At 63.5% G+C, this 18,351-nt stretch carries 21 protein-coding genes and 1 other RNA gene; 13 read left to right on the top strand and 9 right to left on the bottom strand.

From position 1 onward, the window contains the following. The first annotated feature begins 117 nt into the window (after positions 1–117). A complete protein-coding gene (locus tag SO180_RS13125; protein WP_449379242.1) occupies positions 118–465 on the top strand; it encodes a hypothetical protein in 348 nt (115 codons plus the stop codon). Between the two features lie 162 nt (positions 466–627). Here the strand turns inward: SO180_RS13125 and SO180_RS13120 are convergent, their stop codons facing one another. Continuing rightward, positions 628–909 (bottom strand): hypothetical protein, encoded by a 282-nt coding sequence (locus tag SO180_RS13120; RefSeq protein ID WP_449379241.1) that lies wholly within the window; start codon positions 907–909, stop codon positions 628–630. Between the two features lie 334 nt (positions 910–1,243). Continuing rightward, positions 1,244–1,462: a hypothetical protein gene (locus tag SO180_RS13115; RefSeq protein WP_449379240.1), complete on the bottom strand. Its 219-nt coding sequence runs from the start codon at positions 1,460–1,462 to the stop codon at positions 1,244–1,246. 327 nt (positions 1,463–1,789) lie between these two features. On the opposite strand from SO180_RS13115, the gene SO180_RS13110 reads away from it, so the two are divergent. Beyond that, complete coding sequence (locus SO180_RS13110; protein WP_449379239.1) at positions 1,790–1,999, top strand: hypothetical protein; 210 nt, start codon at positions 1,790–1,792, stop codon at positions 1,997–1,999. A gap of 602 nt (positions 2,000–2,601) precedes the next feature. Here SO180_RS13110 and feoB read toward each other — a convergent pair. The 7 genes from feoB to ssrA all read right to left on the bottom strand — a co-directional run bounded on the left by feoB (position 2,602) and on the right by ssrA (position 8,174). Beyond that, the gene (gene feoB, locus SO180_RS13105; RefSeq protein ID WP_449379238.1) at positions 2,602–4,473 is read right to left on the bottom strand and encodes a ferrous iron transporter B; all 1,872 of its coding nucleotides are present in this window, start codon (positions 4,471–4,473) and stop codon (positions 2,602–2,604) included. 36 nt (positions 4,474–4,509) lie between these two features. Beyond that, a complete protein-coding gene (locus SO180_RS13100; protein ID WP_449379237.1) occupies positions 4,510–4,809 on the bottom strand; it encodes a FeoA family protein in 300 nt (99 codons plus the stop codon). Between the two features lie 114 nt (positions 4,810–4,923). Further along, positions 4,924–5,178 carry a ribbon-helix-helix domain-containing protein gene (locus tag SO180_RS13095; RefSeq protein ID WP_254103758.1) on the bottom strand — a complete coding sequence of 85 codons (255 nt, stop codon included), beginning with the start codon at positions 5,176–5,178 and terminating at the stop codon, positions 4,924–4,926. After that, positions 5,175–5,363, bottom strand: a complete 189-nt coding sequence (locus SO180_RS13090; RefSeq protein ID WP_449379236.1) for a DUF4169 family protein — start codon at positions 5,361–5,363, stop codon at positions 5,175–5,177. The genes SO180_RS13095 and SO180_RS13090 overlap by 4 nt, the downstream gene beginning before the upstream one ends. Before the next feature lie 274 nt (positions 5,364–5,637). Further along, on the bottom strand, positions 5,638–7,068 hold the full coding sequence (fumC, locus tag SO180_RS13085; protein ID WP_449379235.1) for a class II fumarate hydratase: 1,431 nt from the start codon (positions 7,066–7,068) through the stop codon (positions 5,638–5,640). Between the two features lie 87 nt (positions 7,069–7,155). Then, the gene (locus SO180_RS13080; RefSeq protein ID WP_449379234.1) at positions 7,156–7,674 is read right to left on the bottom strand and encodes an SspB family protein; all 519 of its coding nucleotides are present in this window, start codon (positions 7,672–7,674) and stop codon (positions 7,156–7,158) included. 134 nt (positions 7,675–7,808) lie between these two features. Then, positions 7,809–8,174, bottom strand: a transfer-messenger RNA (tmRNA) gene (ssrA, locus tag SO180_RS13075). Between the two features lie 85 nt (positions 8,175–8,259). On the opposite strand from ssrA, the gene SO180_RS13070 reads away from it, so the two are divergent. The 11 genes from SO180_RS13070 to SO180_RS13020 all read left to right on the top strand — a co-directional run bounded on the left by SO180_RS13070 (position 8,260) and on the right by SO180_RS13020 (position 18,001). Further along, complete coding sequence (locus tag SO180_RS13070) at positions 8,260–8,862, top strand: chromate transporter (protein WP_449379233.1); 603 nt, start codon at positions 8,260–8,262, stop codon at positions 8,860–8,862. Next, positions 8,859–9,389, top strand: coding sequence for a chromate transporter (locus SO180_RS13065; protein ID WP_284266397.1), 531 nt, complete (start codon positions 8,859–8,861; stop codon positions 9,387–9,389). The genes SO180_RS13070 and SO180_RS13065 overlap by 4 nt, the downstream gene beginning before the upstream one ends. A 93-nt stretch (positions 9,390–9,482) precedes the next feature. Continuing rightward, a complete protein-coding gene (locus tag SO180_RS13060) occupies positions 9,483–10,247 on the top strand; it encodes a tripartite tricarboxylate transporter TctB family protein (RefSeq protein WP_449379232.1) in 765 nt (254 codons plus the stop codon). 7 nt (positions 10,248–10,254) lie between these two features. Continuing rightward, positions 10,255–11,772: a tripartite tricarboxylate transporter permease gene (locus SO180_RS13055; protein WP_449379231.1), complete on the top strand. Its 1,518-nt coding sequence runs from the start codon at positions 10,255–10,257 to the stop codon at positions 11,770–11,772. Positions 11,773–11,968: 196 nt separating this feature from the next. After that, positions 11,969–12,763, top strand: a complete 795-nt coding sequence (locus tag SO180_RS13050; protein WP_449379230.1) for a thymidylate synthase — start codon at positions 11,969–11,971, stop codon at positions 12,761–12,763. A gap of 99 nt (positions 12,764–12,862) precedes the next feature. Continuing rightward, positions 12,863–13,348, top strand: a complete 486-nt coding sequence (locus SO180_RS13045) for a GNAT family N-acetyltransferase (protein WP_449379229.1) — start codon at positions 12,863–12,865, stop codon at positions 13,346–13,348. Beyond that, positions 13,348–13,857, top strand: a complete 510-nt coding sequence (locus SO180_RS13040) for a dihydrofolate reductase (RefSeq protein WP_449379228.1) — start codon at positions 13,348–13,350, stop codon at positions 13,855–13,857. Before SO180_RS13045 ends, SO180_RS13040 begins: the two co-directional genes overlap by 1 nt. A 154-nt stretch (positions 13,858–14,011) precedes the next feature. Then, on the top strand, positions 14,012–15,151 hold the full coding sequence (hflK, locus tag SO180_RS13035; RefSeq protein ID WP_449379227.1) for an FtsH protease activity modulator HflK: 1,140 nt from the start codon (positions 14,012–14,014) through the stop codon (positions 15,149–15,151). Further along, positions 15,148–16,053, top strand: coding sequence for a protease modulator HflC (gene hflC, locus SO180_RS13030; RefSeq protein WP_449379226.1), 906 nt, complete (start codon positions 15,148–15,150; stop codon positions 16,051–16,053). The genes hflK and hflC overlap by 4 nt, the downstream gene beginning before the upstream one ends. Positions 16,054–16,124: 71 nt before the next feature. After that, positions 16,125–16,328: a DUF2065 domain-containing protein gene (locus SO180_RS13025; RefSeq protein WP_449379225.1), complete on the top strand. Its 204-nt coding sequence runs from the start codon at positions 16,125–16,127 to the stop codon at positions 16,326–16,328. Between the two features lie 158 nt (positions 16,329–16,486). Continuing rightward, complete coding sequence (locus tag SO180_RS13020) at positions 16,487–18,001, top strand: Do family serine endopeptidase (RefSeq protein WP_449379224.1); 1,515 nt, start codon at positions 16,487–16,489, stop codon at positions 17,999–18,001. The last annotated feature ends 350 nt before the right edge of the window (positions 18,002–18,351 follow it).

Genomic DNA, 18,351 nt, shown 5'->3' with positions numbered 1-18,351 from the left:
CTGATGCCGGGAACCGGCCGGGCATTGATCTAGCTCAATGGCTCGTGAGGGCGCTCATCGGAGAGGTGGCGTCGGCAGATATTACCGAATAGCATTGTGCGTCCCAAGGAGGGCGCGATGGACAGGATGGACCGGTATATCGCCCAGGCCAACATCGACCACTATCTCAGCCTCCTGAACAGCGCTGATCTCAGCGAGAAAAATCGCGATACGATCATGAAGCTGCTCATCGCCACCGAGGACGCGCTGAGCTACGATCTCGAGCAGCTTGAATTCGCCGAGCGCAGAGCGGCCACGGGCCGAAGTCGCGTGAGCTATCTTACAAATCTGCGAAACCACTTTGTCGTGGGGTCAGCGGATCGCGAACGAGCCGACAGGCTGCTTGCGAACTTCGAAATTCTCCAGCGTCAGCTGGAAGAGCTGTGTCACAGGATGCGTGAGAGAGTGAATTCGCATCACGCCTGACGGGCATCAGCCAGTTCGTGTGGCGCGGTCATGGTCGAGAGGTTGTTTGGGCGGCCCAGGGGCGGCGTACGTGCGCAAGAAGGCGTACGCCGCACGCCGGCCGGTACAATGGGGAAGAAACGACGCGGCTCGTCGCGGACAAGCGACGAGGCTCGCGCAAGCTCAATAGCAGGGCGGATAGGGATAGTAGCCACAAGCCCGGCGATAGCCATAGGCACCATAGGCTGCAGCTCCCGCCGCCGCCGCACCGTAATAGGCGCGCCGATGCACTCGGCGGTTGACGCCTGCAACGCTCATGGGCGTCAGCGGCCGCCCAACGCGCGCTTCGGCGCGATCAATGGACACGGATAGCGTCTCCGTGGGTGAATAGCGGAACGACAGAGGGGCTGCCGTCAGGAGCGCGGCACTCACGATCAGTCCAAGAAGTCTGGCATGTCCAGTCATTTGCTTTCTCCTTGCAGGACAATGAGAAGACCTGACATGCGACCGGGTCCCACCATTGATCGAAATCAATGCGGAACCAGTTTCTGTCCGGGTTGACGAGCCTTGATCTTGCAAGCCGGGCGCGACCCAGTGCCTTGCATGCAAGCCGGATGATGCATGCTGTAGCGGCTTGGAGTCGCGTTTGGCGCGATCGCGACGCTCGCATGATCGGGAACAGTGTGGAGCGGTTTTCCCTCGCGACCCAAGGCGGAACGCGTTTGCGCGGAGATCATGCTCAGACAACACCATAAGGGCCGATCGAAATTCAGCCCAATCTCATCGCGCTTTAGTCAGTTCAAGCGCGATCTAGTTCTCGGAGGATTTGATCGCGGTGCGCGAGAAATTGCATCTGCGTGCAGAGGAATGTTTCCAGGAGTGCGCGGGCCAGAGTTGTATCATGCCCATGATGTTTGAGGTCTTCGATACGCTGCTCTTGGTCCGAAACGCTCTGCTCGCCACGCAATAGGTGGCGCTCAGCTTGTTCGAGATGTTGAAGTTGCCGGGACCGATCCATCTTGCTCTCCTCGCCATAGGCGGAAGCGAAGTGGTCTCTCAGCCACTCGACGCCTATGGGCAGAGCCTTAGCCGGTGATAAGCAAAGGTTTAGCGCCGATTGCGGACTGGTCACAAGGGCGGAAAGTCGGAAGGCGATAGCATGGCGACTTCATATCGCCTGTGAACGAGTCCAAGGTTCAACTTGATGTCTGTTTCCCAGTTTGAGCGTCGCCGGTTCCAACATCCGCAAAATCGGCCTTCGTTCCAGTGACCCATCGGTTGACGCGAAACATTTTCTCACCCTGTAACTTGAGTTAATCGTGGGGCCGATCAAAGAAGTCGCGTTATGGAACCGATCAGCCGAATATCGGACCGCATCGACCATAAGACTGCCCGGTCGATCTGTGACGAGGTGGGCGACAGGTTGCAACAGGACCTATCTCGCGAAATGTCGCCCCTGCCGCCCTATCTCGAGCGTCTCGTCGATGAGCTGCGCAAACACGAGCGTCATCCAAATGATGGCGTCGAAAGCTGGCGCGCCTCGCGCGCCCGTTGACCGGAGCATGATCCGGGAACGTGTGGAGCGGTTCTCCTCGCGATAAACGCGAGACGCGTCCACGCGGAGGTCATGCGCAGACAACAACCTAGAGCGCGATGACGATTCAATCTCGTCGCGCTTTAGTTCATCTTCCTGCGGAGCCTCTCCGCGATCTGACGCTGCAATTCGGCGTATTCTTCCGCGACTTTGCGCGCGTCTTCGGTACGGTCCGTACGCTCTCGTTCCCGTGGCGGCTTCTGGTCTTCATCCTGATCCATCGGCTCTCCTCCGCGCCGCCCAACGGCAGAGGAAGGAGGTGGTTCCTATTGGCGACAGGTCTCCCCGCGATGAATGTTCCCCAAGTTGTGCGTCCGGCCGGTACGGTTCCGGCCGATCGTCGATCAATACGCCGACGGGGTTTCTGTGTTCCCCGCGTCGCGGCAGCTGCCAAGCCCCCCAGGATGGCATCGTGCCGGTGATTTGCCCGACGTGTCAACGGATTTTCCGAATCAAAAGGAGGGCGTCGGCCGCCGCCGGCTTACTTTGCATGGGGTTGTTTTCGAGATTTTTGGTTTTGGGGATGAAGGCTCTGCGAATGCGAGCCCGTTGAGCACGAAGAGCTACCCCGCGCCCAGCGCCATCGCGATGTTGTAGGTCGCAAGGCTCGCCGCATAAGCGAGCGCCAGCATGTAGGCGAAGGTGGTCGCCATCCATTTCCAGCTTCCGGTCTCGCGCCGGATCACCGCCAGCGTCGAGGCGCATTGCGGGGCGAAGATGTACCAGGCGAGCAGCGACAGGGCGGTCGCCAGCGACCATTTCGTCGCCAGCACCTGGCCGATCTGCTCGGCCGCTTCCTTGCCACCCTCGATGGCATAGACGGTGCCGAGGGCTGCCACCGCGACCTCGCGCGCCGCCATGCCCGGGATCAGCGCCACCGCGATCTGCCAGTTGAAGCCGACGGGCGCGAGCAGCGGCGCGATCGCCTTGCCGAGGATCGCAGCGAGGCTGTAGTTGATGGCGGGGTCCGCTGCGCCAGCCGGCGGCTGTGGGAACGAAGCCAGGAACCAGATCAGCACCATCATCGAGAAGATCGTGGTGCCGGCGCGTTGCAAGAACATCTTGGCGCGCGTGAAGATGCCGATCGCGATCGATTTCGGCCGCGGCATCTTGTAGTCGGGCAGCTCCAGCATGAACGGTGCCGGCGCATAGTCGCGCAGCATGAAGAACTTGATCAGGAACGAGACGAAAAGCGCGCTGATGATGCCTGCGGCGTAGAGGCCGAACATCACGAAGCCCTGGAGGTTGACGAAGCCCCAGAGCTGTTTTGCCGGAATGAAGGCGGAGATGATCAGCGTATAGACGGGAATGCGCGCCGAGCAGGTCATCAGCGGCGCGATCAGGATCGTGGTCAGCCGGTCGCGCCGGTTGTCGATCACCCGTGTCGCCATGATGCCGGGAATGGCGCAGGCAAAGCTCGACAGCAGCGGAATGAAGGCGCGCCCGTGTAGCCCGGCGCCGCCCATGATGCGGTCCATCAGGAAGGCCGCGCGCGCCATGTAGCCGAAATCTTCCAGCAGCAGGATGAACAGGAAGATGATGATGATCTGCGGCAGGAACACGATGACGCTGCCGACGCCGGAGATCACGCCGTTCTGCAGGAAGCTCTGCAACAGGCCGGCGGGCAGGGTGTCGTGCACGAACTGCCCGAGCGCGTCGAAGGAGGAGGACAAGAGCTCCATCAGCGGCTGCGCCCAGGCGAACACCGCCTGGAACATCACGAACAGGATCAGGGCGAGCACGATGAGGCCGCCGACGGGATGCAGCACCACGGCGTCGATCCGCGCGGTCCAGGTGTCGGGGCTAGCAGGCAGGCTGACGGTGGAAGCGATGATCCGGTCGGCCTCGCGCTGCGTGGCGCGCAGTTCGGCGACGCCGAGCGGCCGCCAGTTGTTCTCCTGGGGCTGCGGCTTCACCTGCGCGGAGATCTCGTCGGTCAGCTTGAGCAGATCGGCGGTGCCGCCTTTGCGCACCGCGATCGAGGTGACCACGGGTACGCCGAGCGCGTCGGCCATCCGCGCCACGTCCACCGTGATGCCGCGGCGGGTCGCGATGTCGAACATGTTGAGCACCAGCACGATCGGTCGTCCGGTGCGCTTGAGCTCGAGCAGGAGGCGGATGGTCAGGCGCAGATTGGTGGAGTCGGCCACGCACAGCACGAGATCGGGCTTCGTCTCGCCCGAGGCCTTGCCGAGCACGATGTCGCGGGTGATCTCCTCATCCGGGCTGCGGCCGCGCAGCGAATAGGTGCCGGGCAGGTCGACAACCGAGACCTGGCGTCCCAAGGGAGTGACGAAAAAGCCTTCCTTGCGCTCGACGGTGACGCCGGGATAGTTCGCGACCTTCTGCCGGCTGCCGGTCAACGCATTGAACAGCGAGGTCTTGCCGCTGTTCGGCGTGCCCACCAGGGCCAGATGCAGCAGGGGAGCTTCCATGGGATTAAAGGCCTGGGTCAGCGGTCCGGTCGCTCGTTACGCGACGATGATGGCCATGGCTTCGCGACGGCGCACCGCGATGGTGACGTTGTCGACGCGAACCGCAATCGGGTCACGGCCGACGATGCCCTCGTGCAGGATCTCGACTTTGGCACCCTCGACGAAGCCGAGCTCGATCAGGCGGCTTTCCAGCTCGACGTCCGACAGGGCCGAGCCCGCACCGTTGGCGGAAAGATGCTGGATGACGCCCGAATAGCCGCGTTCGGCCAGCCCCAGAGGCGAACCCGAGGGCAGGTGCGTGGATGTCTGCGGGAGCGTGATGTTGTCGTCGGTCATGCCCTGTATTTTCAACGGCAGCGAGACAGGTCAAGCGCGCTCACGCAGCCGGGACCGCACCTTAGAGTGATTATAAAGTGCGGCCTCGCGGATGCTTTACCTGACGGCTCCGGCCTATTGGGCCGGCACTTTTTGCTCGGGCAGGACCGCTGCAGCGCGGTTCTTGAAGTAATCGAGCACGAACAGCCGGATCGCGGACGACAGGTTGCCCTGCTGGCGATTGCCGTCGATCTCTCCGACCAGCTCCGACAGCGTCATGTTGCGCAGGCCGGAGATCTCCTTCATGCCATTCCAGAAGGCCTCTTCCAGGCTGACACTTGTCTTGTGGCCGGCGACGACGATCGATCGCTTGACGACGGGCGATTTCATGGCTGTTCCTCGCGCTCGATCCGATGCTGATCCAGGCGCTCCTTCGCTTGGGCCTCGCGCTTCTCCTCCGCCGATCGCTCGGCCTTGCTGCGGCCGAACTTCGTCCGGTTGGCCTCCGCCTGCTTCGCCGAGGCTTCCCGCTCGGCGCGCTTCCGGAAGCGGTTCAGGTTGATGACGTTCCCCATGCCGCGTCTCCATCACTCGATCCTCGGCGGGCGGGGTGAAACATGCGGAAATAAGGCGTTGCGCCGCGCTCCATGACACTTGATCGCCATTTGATCCTCGTCAATCGGCCTCTGGTACCATCAAACAATCAATTTCGCCCGGTCAGGGGCAAACACTCGCCTAGCATGCGCCAAGGCCAGAACATTGACGGTAATCAAATCCCCTTGCCCGGACCCCATATTTCATGCCGTTTTTTCCTCCGTATCTTTACGGAGGCCTATCGAAATTCGGAAATCAGCCGGGATGGGTCATCTTTTCGGGCTGGACCAGCCGCTCGAACTCGTCCGCCGACACCAAGCCGAGCCGGAGCGCCTCTTCCTTGAGCGTGGTGCCGTTGGCATGCGCCGTTTTCGCCACCTTGGCCGCGTTGTCGTAGCCGATCTTCGGCGCCAGCGCCGTCACCAGCATCAAGGAGCGCTCCATCAGCTCGCGGATCCGCTTCTCGTCGGCGCGGATGCCCGATACGCAATGCTCGGTAAAGGAGCGCGCGGCATCGGCCATCAGCCGGATCGAATGCAGCATGTTGTAGGCGAGCACGGGCTTGAAGACGTTGAGCTCGAAATGCCCCTGGCTGCCGGCGACCGTGATCGCGGTGTGATTGCCGAACACCTGGCAGCACACCATGGTCATCGCCTCGCACTGGGTCGGGTTGACCTTGCCGGGCATGATCGAGGATCCCGGCTCGTTCTCGGGAAGGATCAGTTCGCCCAGCCCCGAGCGCGGGCCTGATCCCAGCAGGCGGATGTCATTGGCGATCTTGAACAGCCCCGTCGCTACTGAATTGATGGCGCCATGCACGAGCACATAGGCGTCGTTCGACGCCAGCGCCTCGAACTTGTTGGCGGCGCTGGTGAAGGGGAGTTTCGTGATGCCGGCGACCTGCTTGGCGAACAGCCTTGCAAAGCGCGGCTTTGAGTTGAGACCGGTGCCGACCGCGGTACCGCCTTGCGCCAGCGGATAGAGATCCTTTACCGCGACCTTCAATCGCGCGATGCCGCTTTCGACCTGTGCGGCATAGCCGGAAAACTCCTGGCCGAGCGTCAGCGGCGTCGCATCCTGGGTGTGCGTGCGGCCGATCTTGACGATCCCAGCGAACGCCTTCTCCTTCTTGTGCAGCGCGACGAGCAGCTCGGAGAGTGCAGGAATGAGATCGGCCGTGATCCGGCCGGCGGCCGCGATGTGCATCGCGGTCGGAAAAGAGTCGTTCGACGACTGGCTCATGTTGACGTGGTCGTTGGGATGCACCGGCTTCTTGGCGCCGAGCTCGCCGCCCAAGAGCTCGTTGGCGCGGTTGGCGATCACCTCGTTGAGGTTCATGTTGCTCTGGGTGCCCGAGCCGGTCTGCCACACCACCAGCGGAAAGTGGTCGTCGAGCTTGCCCTCGACCACCTCGCGCGCGGCGCGGATGATCGCGTTCGCCCGGCGCTGGTCGAGAAGGCCGAGTTCGCGATTGGTCTGGGCTGCGGCCAGCTTGACGATGCCGAGCGCATGCACGAGCGAGATCGGCATGCGGTCTTCCCCGATGCGGAAATTCTGCCGGGAGCGTTCAGTCTGCGCGCCCCAGTAACGGTCGGCAGGGACCTCGATCGGACCAAAACTGTCGGTCTCGATTCGGGTGGCAGAGCGGCGCGAGGGCCGGGTCGTCTTGTCCATGAGCGCATCCATTCTGCCGCGCGGAATGCGCGCGGCTTCTCGAGCTCATCTATATAGGTGGTTTGGCTGCGCTTGGGCGCTCGTGCCCAGCGAACTCGATCATTTCTTGCGGAAGCGATCCAGTCGGACGACCTCGGCGCCGCCTTGGTTGGGCGCGGTGGGTTCGTCCTCGGCTTCCGCCTTCTCGGCAGCCGGCGCGGGGACCGCGACAGCCGAGGGGGCAGGCGCCGCGGGGAGTGCCGCGGGCGGCACTTCCGCGACATCGGAGGTGTCGAACTGGAGGCCGAATTTCACCGACGGATCGAGGAAGCTCTTGATCGCACTGAACGGCACCACCAGCCGCTCCGGGATGCCGCCAAAGGACAGGCCGACCTCGAAACGGTCCTCGAGCACGGTCAGATCCCAGAACTGGTGCTGCAGGATGATGGTCATCTCGTCGGGGTATTGCGCGAGCAGCCGCGGCGACAGCTTTGCGCCCTCCGCCTTCGATACGAAGGTGATGAAGAAGTGATGCTCGCCCGGCAATCCGTGCGCTGCGGCATCGCTCAGCACCTTCCGCAGCACGCCGCGCAATGCGTCGCGTGCCAGCACGTCGTATCGGATATGATCGGTCGCCATTATGGATCCTGACTATCGGTCCTGTCGTATTTCCCGAGCCGGTGCCGCGCCGACTCGCCAGGCCGCAATGGTACCGCGCCCGACCGGCCAGAAGGAGTCCCCGCCCACGAGAAAAAAGGCGGGAGAAAAATGGAAGTGGAGGCTTCTGTTGCCAGGTGCCTCCGAACCCCGCCTAGCGGAGCTTAACCCGCTAGGACTTTAAAGTGGTCTTTCAAACTGCGTTACGCAGCCTGAGCAACCGGAGCAAAGTTGTCGTTGGCAACTATTGCAGTAGCCCGATAACGGCGGAACAATACCGGGAAAAAGCACGCCCTTTACGCCCTCGTCGATCCTATTTCGCCCCCGCCAAAGCCCGCTCTCGGGTAGCCCGCTGGTGGGCTTTGGTGGAGGCGCCGGGTACCGCCCCCGGGTCCGAATGGTTTATTGCGACGACCGTTTATTTCCATAGCCGGCAAGCCGGCACCCCCAATATAGGCGGCAAAGATCGGGAAAGACAGGGGTTTGGCGAGAGTTCCTTTGGATAGGTGCTGGCCGCCCGGATGGCCAGCCTTGGCGCGGGGATAGCGGCCCCCTTAAGCTGCCACGATGTCCTCGGATTCCGCACCGGCCGTTCAAGAGCCGGATATCCCCGTCAAGACCGACCCACCGGGCCTCTTCGCCCTGTTCATGGCCTTTGCCCGGATGTCGCTGGCCGGGTTCGGCGGCGTCCTGGTGTTCGCGCGGCGGGCGATCGTGGACGACCACCGCTGGATGACGGCGGACGAGTTCAACGAGACCTTCGCCCTCTGCCACTTCCTCCCCGGTCCGAACATCGTCAACCTGTCGATGGTGTTCGGCTCGCGCCTGCGCGGGCTTGCCGGCGGCGTCGCCGCCTTCGCCGGGCTGTTGGTGCCGCCGACGCTGATCATGACGGCTCTCGCCGTACTCTACGCCCATTTCGGCGAGCTCGAGGTTTTGCGCCGCACTCTTGCCGGGGTATCTTGCGCGGCCGTCGGGCTGCTGATCGCGGTGGTCTTTCGTATGATGACACCGCTGTTGAAGCGCGCCGATGCCATCGCCCTCGTCCTGATGGCCGCCGTGTTCGTCGCGATCGGCGTGCTGCGGCTGCCGCTGCAAGCCGTGTTGCTGGTCGCGATCCCTGCCAGCATCGCCATCACGGTTGTCCTGCGACGGAAGGTAGCAGCATGAACAGCGAGAATCCGATCTGGGCGCTGATCTCGACTTTCGGCCTGATGTCGCTGTTCGCGGTCGGCGGTGCGGCCGCGGCGGTGCCCGAGATGCACCGCATCGCCGTGGACGTGCATCACTGGATGACCGACAAGCAGTTCGCGGATGCCTTTGCGATCTCGCAGCTCTCGCCCGGACCGAACGTCCTGATTGTCACGCTGATCGGCTATGCGGTCGCCGGCATTCCCGGCGCGCTCGCGGCAACGCTCGCGATGTGCCTTCCGACCGCCCTGCTTGCCTACTATGTGAGCCGCCTCCTCAACCGTCCCAGCCAATCGCGCTGGCCCGCCATGATCCAGGCTGCGCTGGTTCCGCTGTCGATCGGCCTGATGGCGGCAAGCGCTCTGATCCTGGCCCAATCCACCACGCACACCGTGATTGCCGCGCTGCTGATGGCGGGCGTTGCGGTGCTCGCCTCGGTGTCGCGCGTCAATCCGCTCTGGCTGTTGCTTGCCGGGGGCGTCTTGGGTTTTGCTGGCGTTGTCTAATGAAAATCGCTAGGCAATGATGCTGGTGGGGATCCAATTCCATCCAATAGAACAACAGGGCTCGTGACTTACGGGGTCGCGGAGGAGACATGCATGGCCGACATAATGGGCCACTCGGCGACAACGACGCGAAACACATCGGTCGCCATCGGCATCGTCCTGCTGGCGCTCGCGCCGCAGATATTCGAATTCATCTGGTCGATTGGCACGATCTTCGGATGGGGGAGCGGGCGCGGCCCGGCGACCGTCCTGATCAGCCATGCGACCGCGCTTTTGGCTGGGGCGCCCGGCGCGGTCCTCGGGACGTTCGGCGCTGATGCCAAGAAGGCGCTGTCCTCGGACGTTCTGCTGGCGCTGATCTACTCCTATCCGCTGTTTGCGGTCGCAATCCTCACGCTCTTCATGACCATCCGCGCGCCGCAGGATTATATCGGCGGCATCGTGCTGATGGCGGTCGCGCTGTTCGCGTTGTGGGCGTCGAGTGACTTGCAGGGCATGCGCGGCTTCTCCTTCGGAGCCGGCACGGCGCCGCGCATGTTCGGCGGGCTCTTGGTCGTGCTGTCTGCGGCCATCGCGCTGACGGGACTGCTGACCGAGGGAGCGGGGCTCTCCCATTATTCGTGGCGCGGGCCGTTGTTCGTGATGGCGGCGATTGTCTTCTTCGCTCTGGCGATCCGCCCGCTCGGCCTCGTAGTCACGGCGTTCCTAAGCTTTTTGATCGCGGCGACCGGCTCGCACGAGACACGCTGGATCGAAGCCGCCATCGTCGGCGCCTGCCTGACGCTCGGCTGTGCGCTGCTATTCCCCTACGTCCTGGGATTGCCGATGCCGATGTTCCCGCGATTCCTGGTCCAGTGAGGGCGTGATGGTCGATCTCTTTGCCAACCTCGCTCACGGTTTTGCCGTCGCGTTTTCGCCGATCAACCTCCTGATGTGCCTGATTGGTGCGCTCGTCGGTACGCTGGTGGGCGTGCTGCCGGGCATCGGCACCATCGCAACCGTCGCGATGCTGTTGCCGATCACGTTCGGATTGCCACCGGTCGGCGCGCTGATCATGCTCGCCGGCATCTATTATGGTGCGCAATATGGCGGCTCGACCACCTCGATCCTTGTCAACATTCCCGGTGAAGCGACTTCGGTCGTCACGGCGATCGACGGCCATCAGATGGCCAGGCAGGGTCGCGCCGGTCCGGCGCTGGCGATTGCGGCGATCGGCTCGTTCTTCGCCGGCTGCGTTGCGACGGTCCTGATCGCCGTTCTCGGCGCGCCCCTGACCAAGCTCGCGCTGGCCTTCGGTCCGGCCGAATACTTCTCGCTGATGGTGCTCGGCCTGATCTTCGCGGTGGTGCTAGCCAAGGGTTCGGTGCTGAAAGCGATCGCGATGATCGTGTTCGGACTGCTGCTCTCGATGGTCGGCTCCGACATCGAGACCGGCGCCTCGCGCATGGCCTTCAACATTCCGGAGCTTGCGGACGGTCTCGGCTTCGCGACGGTGGCGATGGGCGTGTTCGGCTTTGCCGAGATCATCCGCAACCTCGATGCCGGCGCTGAGATGAACCGCGATCTCGTGCAGCAGAAGATCACGGGGTTGATGCCGACAAGGAAAGACCTGGTCGACTCGGCGCCCGCGATCGTGCGCGGCACCGTTCTTGGATCGATCCTCGGCATCCTCCCCGGCGGCGGCGCGGTCATCGCCTCCTTTGCCGCCTATACGCTGGAGAAGAAGATCGCGAAGAATCCGTCGCGGTTCGGCCGCGGCGCGATCGAAGGCGTCGCTTCGCCGGAGAGCGCCAACAACGCAGCGGCGCAGACCTCCTTCATCCCGCTGCTGACGCTCGGCATCCCGCCGAACGCGGTGATGGCGCTGATGGTCGGCGCCATGACCATTCACGGCATCGTGCCGGGCCCGCAGGTGATGCAGAAGCAGCCGGACCTCGTCTGGGGCATGATCGCCTCGATGTGGATCGGCAACCTCATGCTGATCATCATCAACCTGCCGCTGGTCGGCATCTGGGTGCGCCTGTTGCGCGTGCCCTATCGGCTGATGTTCCCCTCGATCGTGATCTTCTGCGCGATCGGCATCTACTCGGTGAACAACGCGCCGGTCGACGTCATTCTCGCGGGCGTGTTCGGCCTCGTCGGCTACTGGCTGATCAAGCACGATTTCGAACCGGCACCGCTGCTGCTCGGGATGGTGCTCGGACCGCTGATGGAAGAGAATCTGCGTCGCGCGCTGCTGATCTCGCGCGGCGACTGGAGCGTGTTCGTGACGCGTCCGCTCTCCGCCGTGCTGCTCGCGATCGCAGCCGCCCTCCTGGTGCTCACGGTTCTGCCGGTGTTGCGCGCCAAGCGCGACGAGGTCTTTACGGAATCGGAGAACTGAGGCCGGCGTTACCAACTTGCCAGTATTATCAACAGGGTAGGGCAGGGGCGGGGTGCAAGTTCCGCCCCTTGTCGTTTGCCGGCGGAACGCTCACTTTTCCGGGTATAATCTGTGCGAGGCAGCGAATCGCTGCTGTCGCAGCACGGGGCCGGCCGCTAAGTTCGCCGGCCTCCCAGAAGGCCCATAGCGCACGCACATGCACCAGTATCAGGACCTGCTCGAGCGGATTCTTTCAGACGGCGCCGAGAAGCGCGATCGGACCGGCACCGGCACGCTGTCGGTGTTCGGCCATCAGATGCGCTTCAACCTTGCGGCCGGCTTTCCGATGCTGACCACCAAGCGGTTGCCGCTGAAGGCGATCGTGCATGAGCTGTTGTGGTTCCTGAAGGGCGACACCAACATCAAATATCTGCGCGACAACGGCGTCACCATCTGGGACGAATGGGCCGATGCCAACGGCGATCTAGGGCCGGTCTACGGCCATCAATGGCGCTCCTGGCCCACGGCCGACGGGCGCAGCATCGACCAGATCGCCAATGTCATCGACATGATCAGGAAGAACCCGGACTCGCGCCGGCTGATCGTCACCGCCTGGAACCCAGCCGACGTTGAGAAGATGTCGCTGCCGCCCTGCCACCTGCTGTTCCAGTTCTATGTCGCGAACGGCAAATTGTCGTGCCAGCTCTATCAGCGCTCGGCCGACGTCTTCCTCGGCGTACCCTTCAACATTGCTTCCTACGCGCTGCTCACGATGATGGTCGCGCAGGTCACGGGCCTGAAGCCCGGCGACTTCGTGCACTCGCTCGGCGACACGCATCTCTATTCCAATCATCTGGAGCAGGCGCGGCTGCAATTGACGCGGACGCCGCGTCCGCTGCCGGTGATGCGGATCAATCCGGACGTGAAGGACATCTTCTCCTTCCGCTTTGAGGATTTCGAACTCGTCGGCTACGATCCGCATCCGCACATCAAGGCGGAAGTCGCCGTTTAGCGCATGATCCGGAAAAGTGTGCCGCGGTTTTCCGAACAGATCATGCGCGAAAAAGAAAGCGCGATGATGATTCAACCCGAAACCGTTGCGCTTTAGCCAATGTCGCTCAACATCCGCCGCGCGCGACCCGGCGAGGCCGGGCTCGTTCTCTCCTTCATCCGCGAGCTTGCCGAGTACGAGAAGCTCACGCATGAGGTCGAAGCGACCGAGGCCATGATTGCGGAAGCGCTGTTCGGTGCGAACCCGCGACTTTTCTGCGCGATCACCGAATGGAGCGGCGAAGCGGTCGGCTTCGCGGTATGGTTCGTGAATTTCTCCACCTTCAGCGGCCGGCACGGAATCTATCTCGAGGACCTCTATGTGCGGCCGTCGCATCGCGGCAAGGGCATCGGCAAGGCGCTGCTTAATTATCTCGGGAAGGAATGCGTCGAGAATGGTTGGTCGCGCCTACAATGGACGGTGCTGGACTGGAACGCGCCGTCGATCGCATTCTACAAGTCGCTCGGCGCCGTCATGATGGATGACTGGACGCTGTGCCGCGTCACCGGTGATGCCTTGACGCGGCTTGCAGGGAAGGCTCCCTGATGGAGATCATCTTCGTCGTTGCCATCGCCGAGAACGGCGTCATCGGCGCCGGCAACGCGATTCCGTGGCGGCTGAAATCCGACATGCAGCGTTTCAAGGCGCTGACCATCGGCAAGCCCGTGGTGATGGGCCGCAAGACCTTCGAGTCGCTGCCCCGGCCGCTGCCGGGTCGCACCAACATCGTCATCACCCGCGATGCGAGCTTCCGTGCGGCTGGCGCCGTCGTGACCACATCCGCGGCGGATGCCCATGCAATCGCGCGCGGCGACGCCCAGCGGCGCTCTGTCTCCGAGATTGCCGTGATCGGCGGCGCCGAGATCTACCGGCAATGGCTCGACCGCGCCGACCGCCTCGAAGTCACGGAAGTGCATGCGCAGCCGGAGGGCGACACTGTTTTCGAGATCAACAAGGCAGACTGGGAGGAGGTCGCGCGCGTCCGGCATTCGGCGGCAGGCGACGACAGCGCCGATTTCTCGTATGTGACATATCGTCGGCGGCCGCAACATTAACCGCTTTTACCAATGTTTACATTGACATTTCCCCAGCGCGGCATAGCTCGGAGGCGGTCAGGCGTGCGTTGTAAGGGGGCAAAGCGTCCCCTATAAAGCCGAACCGGACAAAGCGGGTGGGGGCAATTCCAGACCCTGCCGAGGAGACTGTCGAATGCCGTGGAAGAATCAGGGCGGTGGCCCGTGGGGCTCGGGCTCGAAAGGGCCATGGGGCACAGGTCCGCAACCGGTCGGGCCGAGGCCGCCGGATCTGGAAGACCTTCTGCGACGCGGCCAGGACCGGCTCCAGCAGCTTTTGCCTGGCGGTTATTTCAGCGGCATCGGCATCACCGTCATCGTGCTGTTCATCGTCGCGATCTGGCTCGCCTCGGGCTTCTTCCGCGTGCAGTCGGAAGAGCTCGGCGTCGTCCTGCGCTTCGGCAAGCACGTGCGCACCGTGCAGCCGGGCCTGAACTACCATCTGCCGTATCCAATCGAGACGGTGCTGCTGCCGAAAGCGCTGCGTGTCTCGACCATTTCTATCGGCATGACGCTGATCGACGATCCCTCCCGCCGCGGCCGTACCATCCGCGACGTGCCGGAAGAGAGCCTGATGCTGACCGGCGACGAGAACATCGTCGACGTCGACTTCACCGTGCTGTGGCGTATCAAGCCCGACGGCGTCGGCGACTTCCTGTTCAACATCCAGAATCCCGAGGGCACCGTGAAGGCGGTCGCCGAAAGCGCGATGCGCGAGGTGATCGGCCGCTCGCAGATCCAGCCGATCCTGACCGGCGCCCGCAACACCACCGAGCAGGGCGTGCAGGAATTGATGCAGAGGACACTCGACGGCTACGGCTCCGGCATCCTGATCACCCAGGTGCAGATGCAGAAGGTCGACCCGCCGGCGCAGGTCATCGACGCCTTCCGCGACGTGCAGGCGGCGCGCGCCGACCTCGAGCGGTTGCAGAACGAGGCCCAGACCTATGCCAACCGTGTCGTGCCGGAAGCGCGCGGTCGCGCCGCGCAGATCCTCCAGGCCGCCGAGGGCTATAGGGAACAAGTGATCGCCGAGGCCAAGGGCCAGAGCGCGCGCTTTTTGAAAGTGTACGAAGAATATAAGAAGGCGCCGGACGTGACGCGTGAACGGATCTATCTGGAGACGATGGAGCGCGTGCTCGGCGGCTCGGAAAAGCTCGTCTATGACGGTGCCGCGACCGGCCAAGGCGGCGTGGTGCCCTTTCTTCCGCTCAATGAGCTGACGCCGAAGCGGCCGCCGGCCACCTCTGGCCAGCAGGGCGGAGGTACCCGATGAGGTCTCCGGTCACTGGCATCGTCTCGCTGATCGTCCTCTTGCTCATCCTGATCGTGGCCTACAGCTCCGTCTTTACGGTGCAGCAGACCGAGCAGGCGCTCGTGGTCCGTCTCGGCGAACCCGTCAAGGTCGTCACCGAGCCCGGGCTGAACTTCAAGGCGCCGTTCGTCGACAGCGTGATCAGCATCGACAAGCGCATCCTCGATCTGGAAAACCCGTCGCAGGAAGTGATCGCCTCCGACCAGAAGCGGCTCGTGGTCGACGCCTTCGCGCGCTACCGCATCAAGAATGCGCTGCGCTTCTATCAGAGCGTCGGCTCGATCCAGGCGGCCAACCTCCAACTCACGACGCTGCTCAACGCGGCGCTGCGCCGCGTGCTCGGCGAGGTCACCTTCATCACGGTAGTGCGCGACGAGCGCGAGAAGCTGATGGGCCGCATCCGCGAGCAGCTCGACCGCGAAGCCGACGGCTACGGTATCTCGGTCGTCGACGTCCGCATTCGGCGCGCCGATCTGCCCGAGCAGAACAGCCAGGCCGTCTACGATCGGATGAAGACCGAGCGCCAGCGCGAAGCGGCCGAGTTCCGCGCACAGGGCGGCCAGAAGGCACAGGAAATCCGCTCCAAGGCCGACCGCGAGGCGACCGTGATCATCGCTGAAGCCAACTCGCAGGCCGAGCAGACCCGCGGCGCAGGCGATGCGGAACGCACCCGGTTGTTCGCGGACGCCTACGGCAAGGACCAGGACTTCTTCGCCTTCTTCCGTTCGATGTCGGCCTATGAGACCGGCCTGCGCTCGAGCGACACCCGCTATCTGCTGCGGCCGAACTCGGATTTCTTCCGGTACTTCGGTAGCCCAAGCGGCAAGGCGGGTGCCGAAGCGCAGGCGGCGCCGAAACAGTAAGACGAAACAGGGGCGGCGCCGGTGCCGCCCCTACGCGGAACAAGAACGGCACAAGGGGAGGTTCCAGTCCGATGAGGTCAATAGCGTTTGCCGACTTCCTCATCGGCTTGGGCATTCTGTTTGTGCTGGAAGGCTTGATGTTCGCGGCAAGTCCCGCGTGGATGCGCAAGGCGATGAAGAGCGCGCTTGCAACTCCCGATCATATCCTGCGTGCCGTGGGCATCGGCTCGGCCGTGGCCGGCCTGATCCTGATCTGGTGGATCCGGCACCACTGAGCCCGGCACTTCCGACGCGAACGCTAAAGTGAAGCAAAGTCGCCGGTTTTTCGCCGTATTATCCGGGTCTTGAGGCCCGTTAACCTCCGTGCTTGCGCCGCCACCCCGTTCGAGCGCAGTCTGGACAACGAATCCTTAATTCTCTTTCGGAGATCACAATGACCGCTGCCATCATTGCCACGACCCGTCTGCGCCATTGCATGCGACTCGGGCTGGCTGCGATCGCCATCAGCGCGTTCAGCGCGTTCGGCTCGCCGGCTTACGCGCGCGGACCGGAGGGCATCGCCGACGTCGCCGAGAAGGTGATCGACGCGGTCGTCAACATCTCGACCTCGCAGACTGTCGAAGCCAAGGGCGGCGGCACCAACACCATGCCGCAACTGCCGCCCGGCTCGCCCTTCGAGGAATTCTTCGACGACTTCTTCAAGAACCGTCGTGGTCCCGGCGGCGGCAGCAAGGGTGGCGACAGGGGTGACAACGGTCCGCCTCGCAAGACCAACTCGCTCGGCTCCGGTTTCATCATCGACACCTCCGGCATCGTCGTCACCAACAATCACGTGATCGCGGATGCCGACGAGATCAACGTCATTCTCAACGACGGCACCAAGATCAAGGCCGAGCTCGTCGGCGTCGACAAGAAGACCGACCTCGCTGTCTTGAAGTTCAAGCCGCCAAAGCAGTTGGTCTCAGTGAAGTTCGGCGACTCCGACAAGCTGCGTCTCGGCGACTGGGTGGTCGCGATCGGCAACCCCTTCAGCCTAGGGGGCACGGTGACGGCCGGCATCGTCTCGGCCAAGAACCGCGACATCTCGTCGGGCCCGTATGACAGCTACATCCAGACCGACGCCGCCATCAACCGCGGCAATTCCGGCGGCCCGTTGTTCAACCTCGAAGGCGAGGTCATCGGCGTCAACACGCTGATCATCTCGCCCTCCGGCGGCTCGATCGGCATCGGGTTCGCCGTGCCGTCGAAGACGGTGGCTGGCGTCGTCGACCAGCTTCGCCAGTTCGGCGAACTGCGCCGCGGATGGCTCGGCGTGCGCATCCAGTCGGTCACCGACGAGATCGCCGAAAGCCTCAACATCAAGCCGCCGCGTGGTGCGCTGGTTGCCGGCGTCGACGAGAAGGGCCCGGCAAAGCCCGCCGGCATCGAGCCCGGCGACGTCGTCGTCAAGTTCGACGGCAAGGACATCAAGGACCCGAAGGATCTCTCCCGCGTCGTCGCCGACACCGCGGTCGACAAGGAGGTCGACGTCGTCGTTATCCGCAAGGGCCAGGAGGAGACCAAGCGCGTCAAGCTCGGCCGCTTGCAGGATCCGGAAAAGGTCCAGGCCGCAGTGAAGACCGACGAGCCGGCGCCGGAGAAGCCGGTGACGCAGAAGGCGCTCGGCCTTGATCTGGCGACGCTGAACAAGGACCTGCGCGCCCGCTACAAGATCAAGGACAGCGTCAAGGGCGTGGTCGTCACCAATGTCGATGCCAGTTCCGACGCGGCCGAGAAGCGGCTCTCCGCCGGCGACGTCATCGTCGAGGTGGCGCAGGAGGCCGTCTCCAGCGGCGCCGACGTCCAGAAGCGCATCGACCAGCTCAAGAAGGACGGCAAGAAGTCAGTGCTGCTGCTCGTCTCCAACGGTGACGGCGAGCTGCGCTTCGTGGCGCTGAGCGTGCAGTAAGGCACGCTCTCGGCCCCACACTCACAGTCCCGTAGGGTGGGCAAAGCGAAGCGTGCCCACCGCCACCGTCTTTCCACCATCGCAACGGAAGGGGTGGGCACGGCGCAAGCGCGCCTTTGCCCACCCTACGGCTGCTGAGCGTGCAGTAAGGCACTCTTTCAGCCGACACTCACTGTCATGCTCTGCGAAGGCGGGGCAGCCAATACGCCTCGGCCTCTCCGTGGCCAGGCGCAGTCTCTGGAATACTTGTATGGGCTTGGTCAAGGATGAGTCGTTGTTAGATCATTTCAGATCATCTCCTTGTTCGAAGGAGGCGGACGTCTGCTGGTCCTGACCTCAAGACGGCTGGC

The sequence above is a fragment of the Bradyrhizobium sp. UFLA05-112 genome (genome assembly GCF_053572325.1).
Note: the sequence above shows the minus strand (reverse complement) of the source record. Positions and strands in the feature narration are given on the sequence as shown.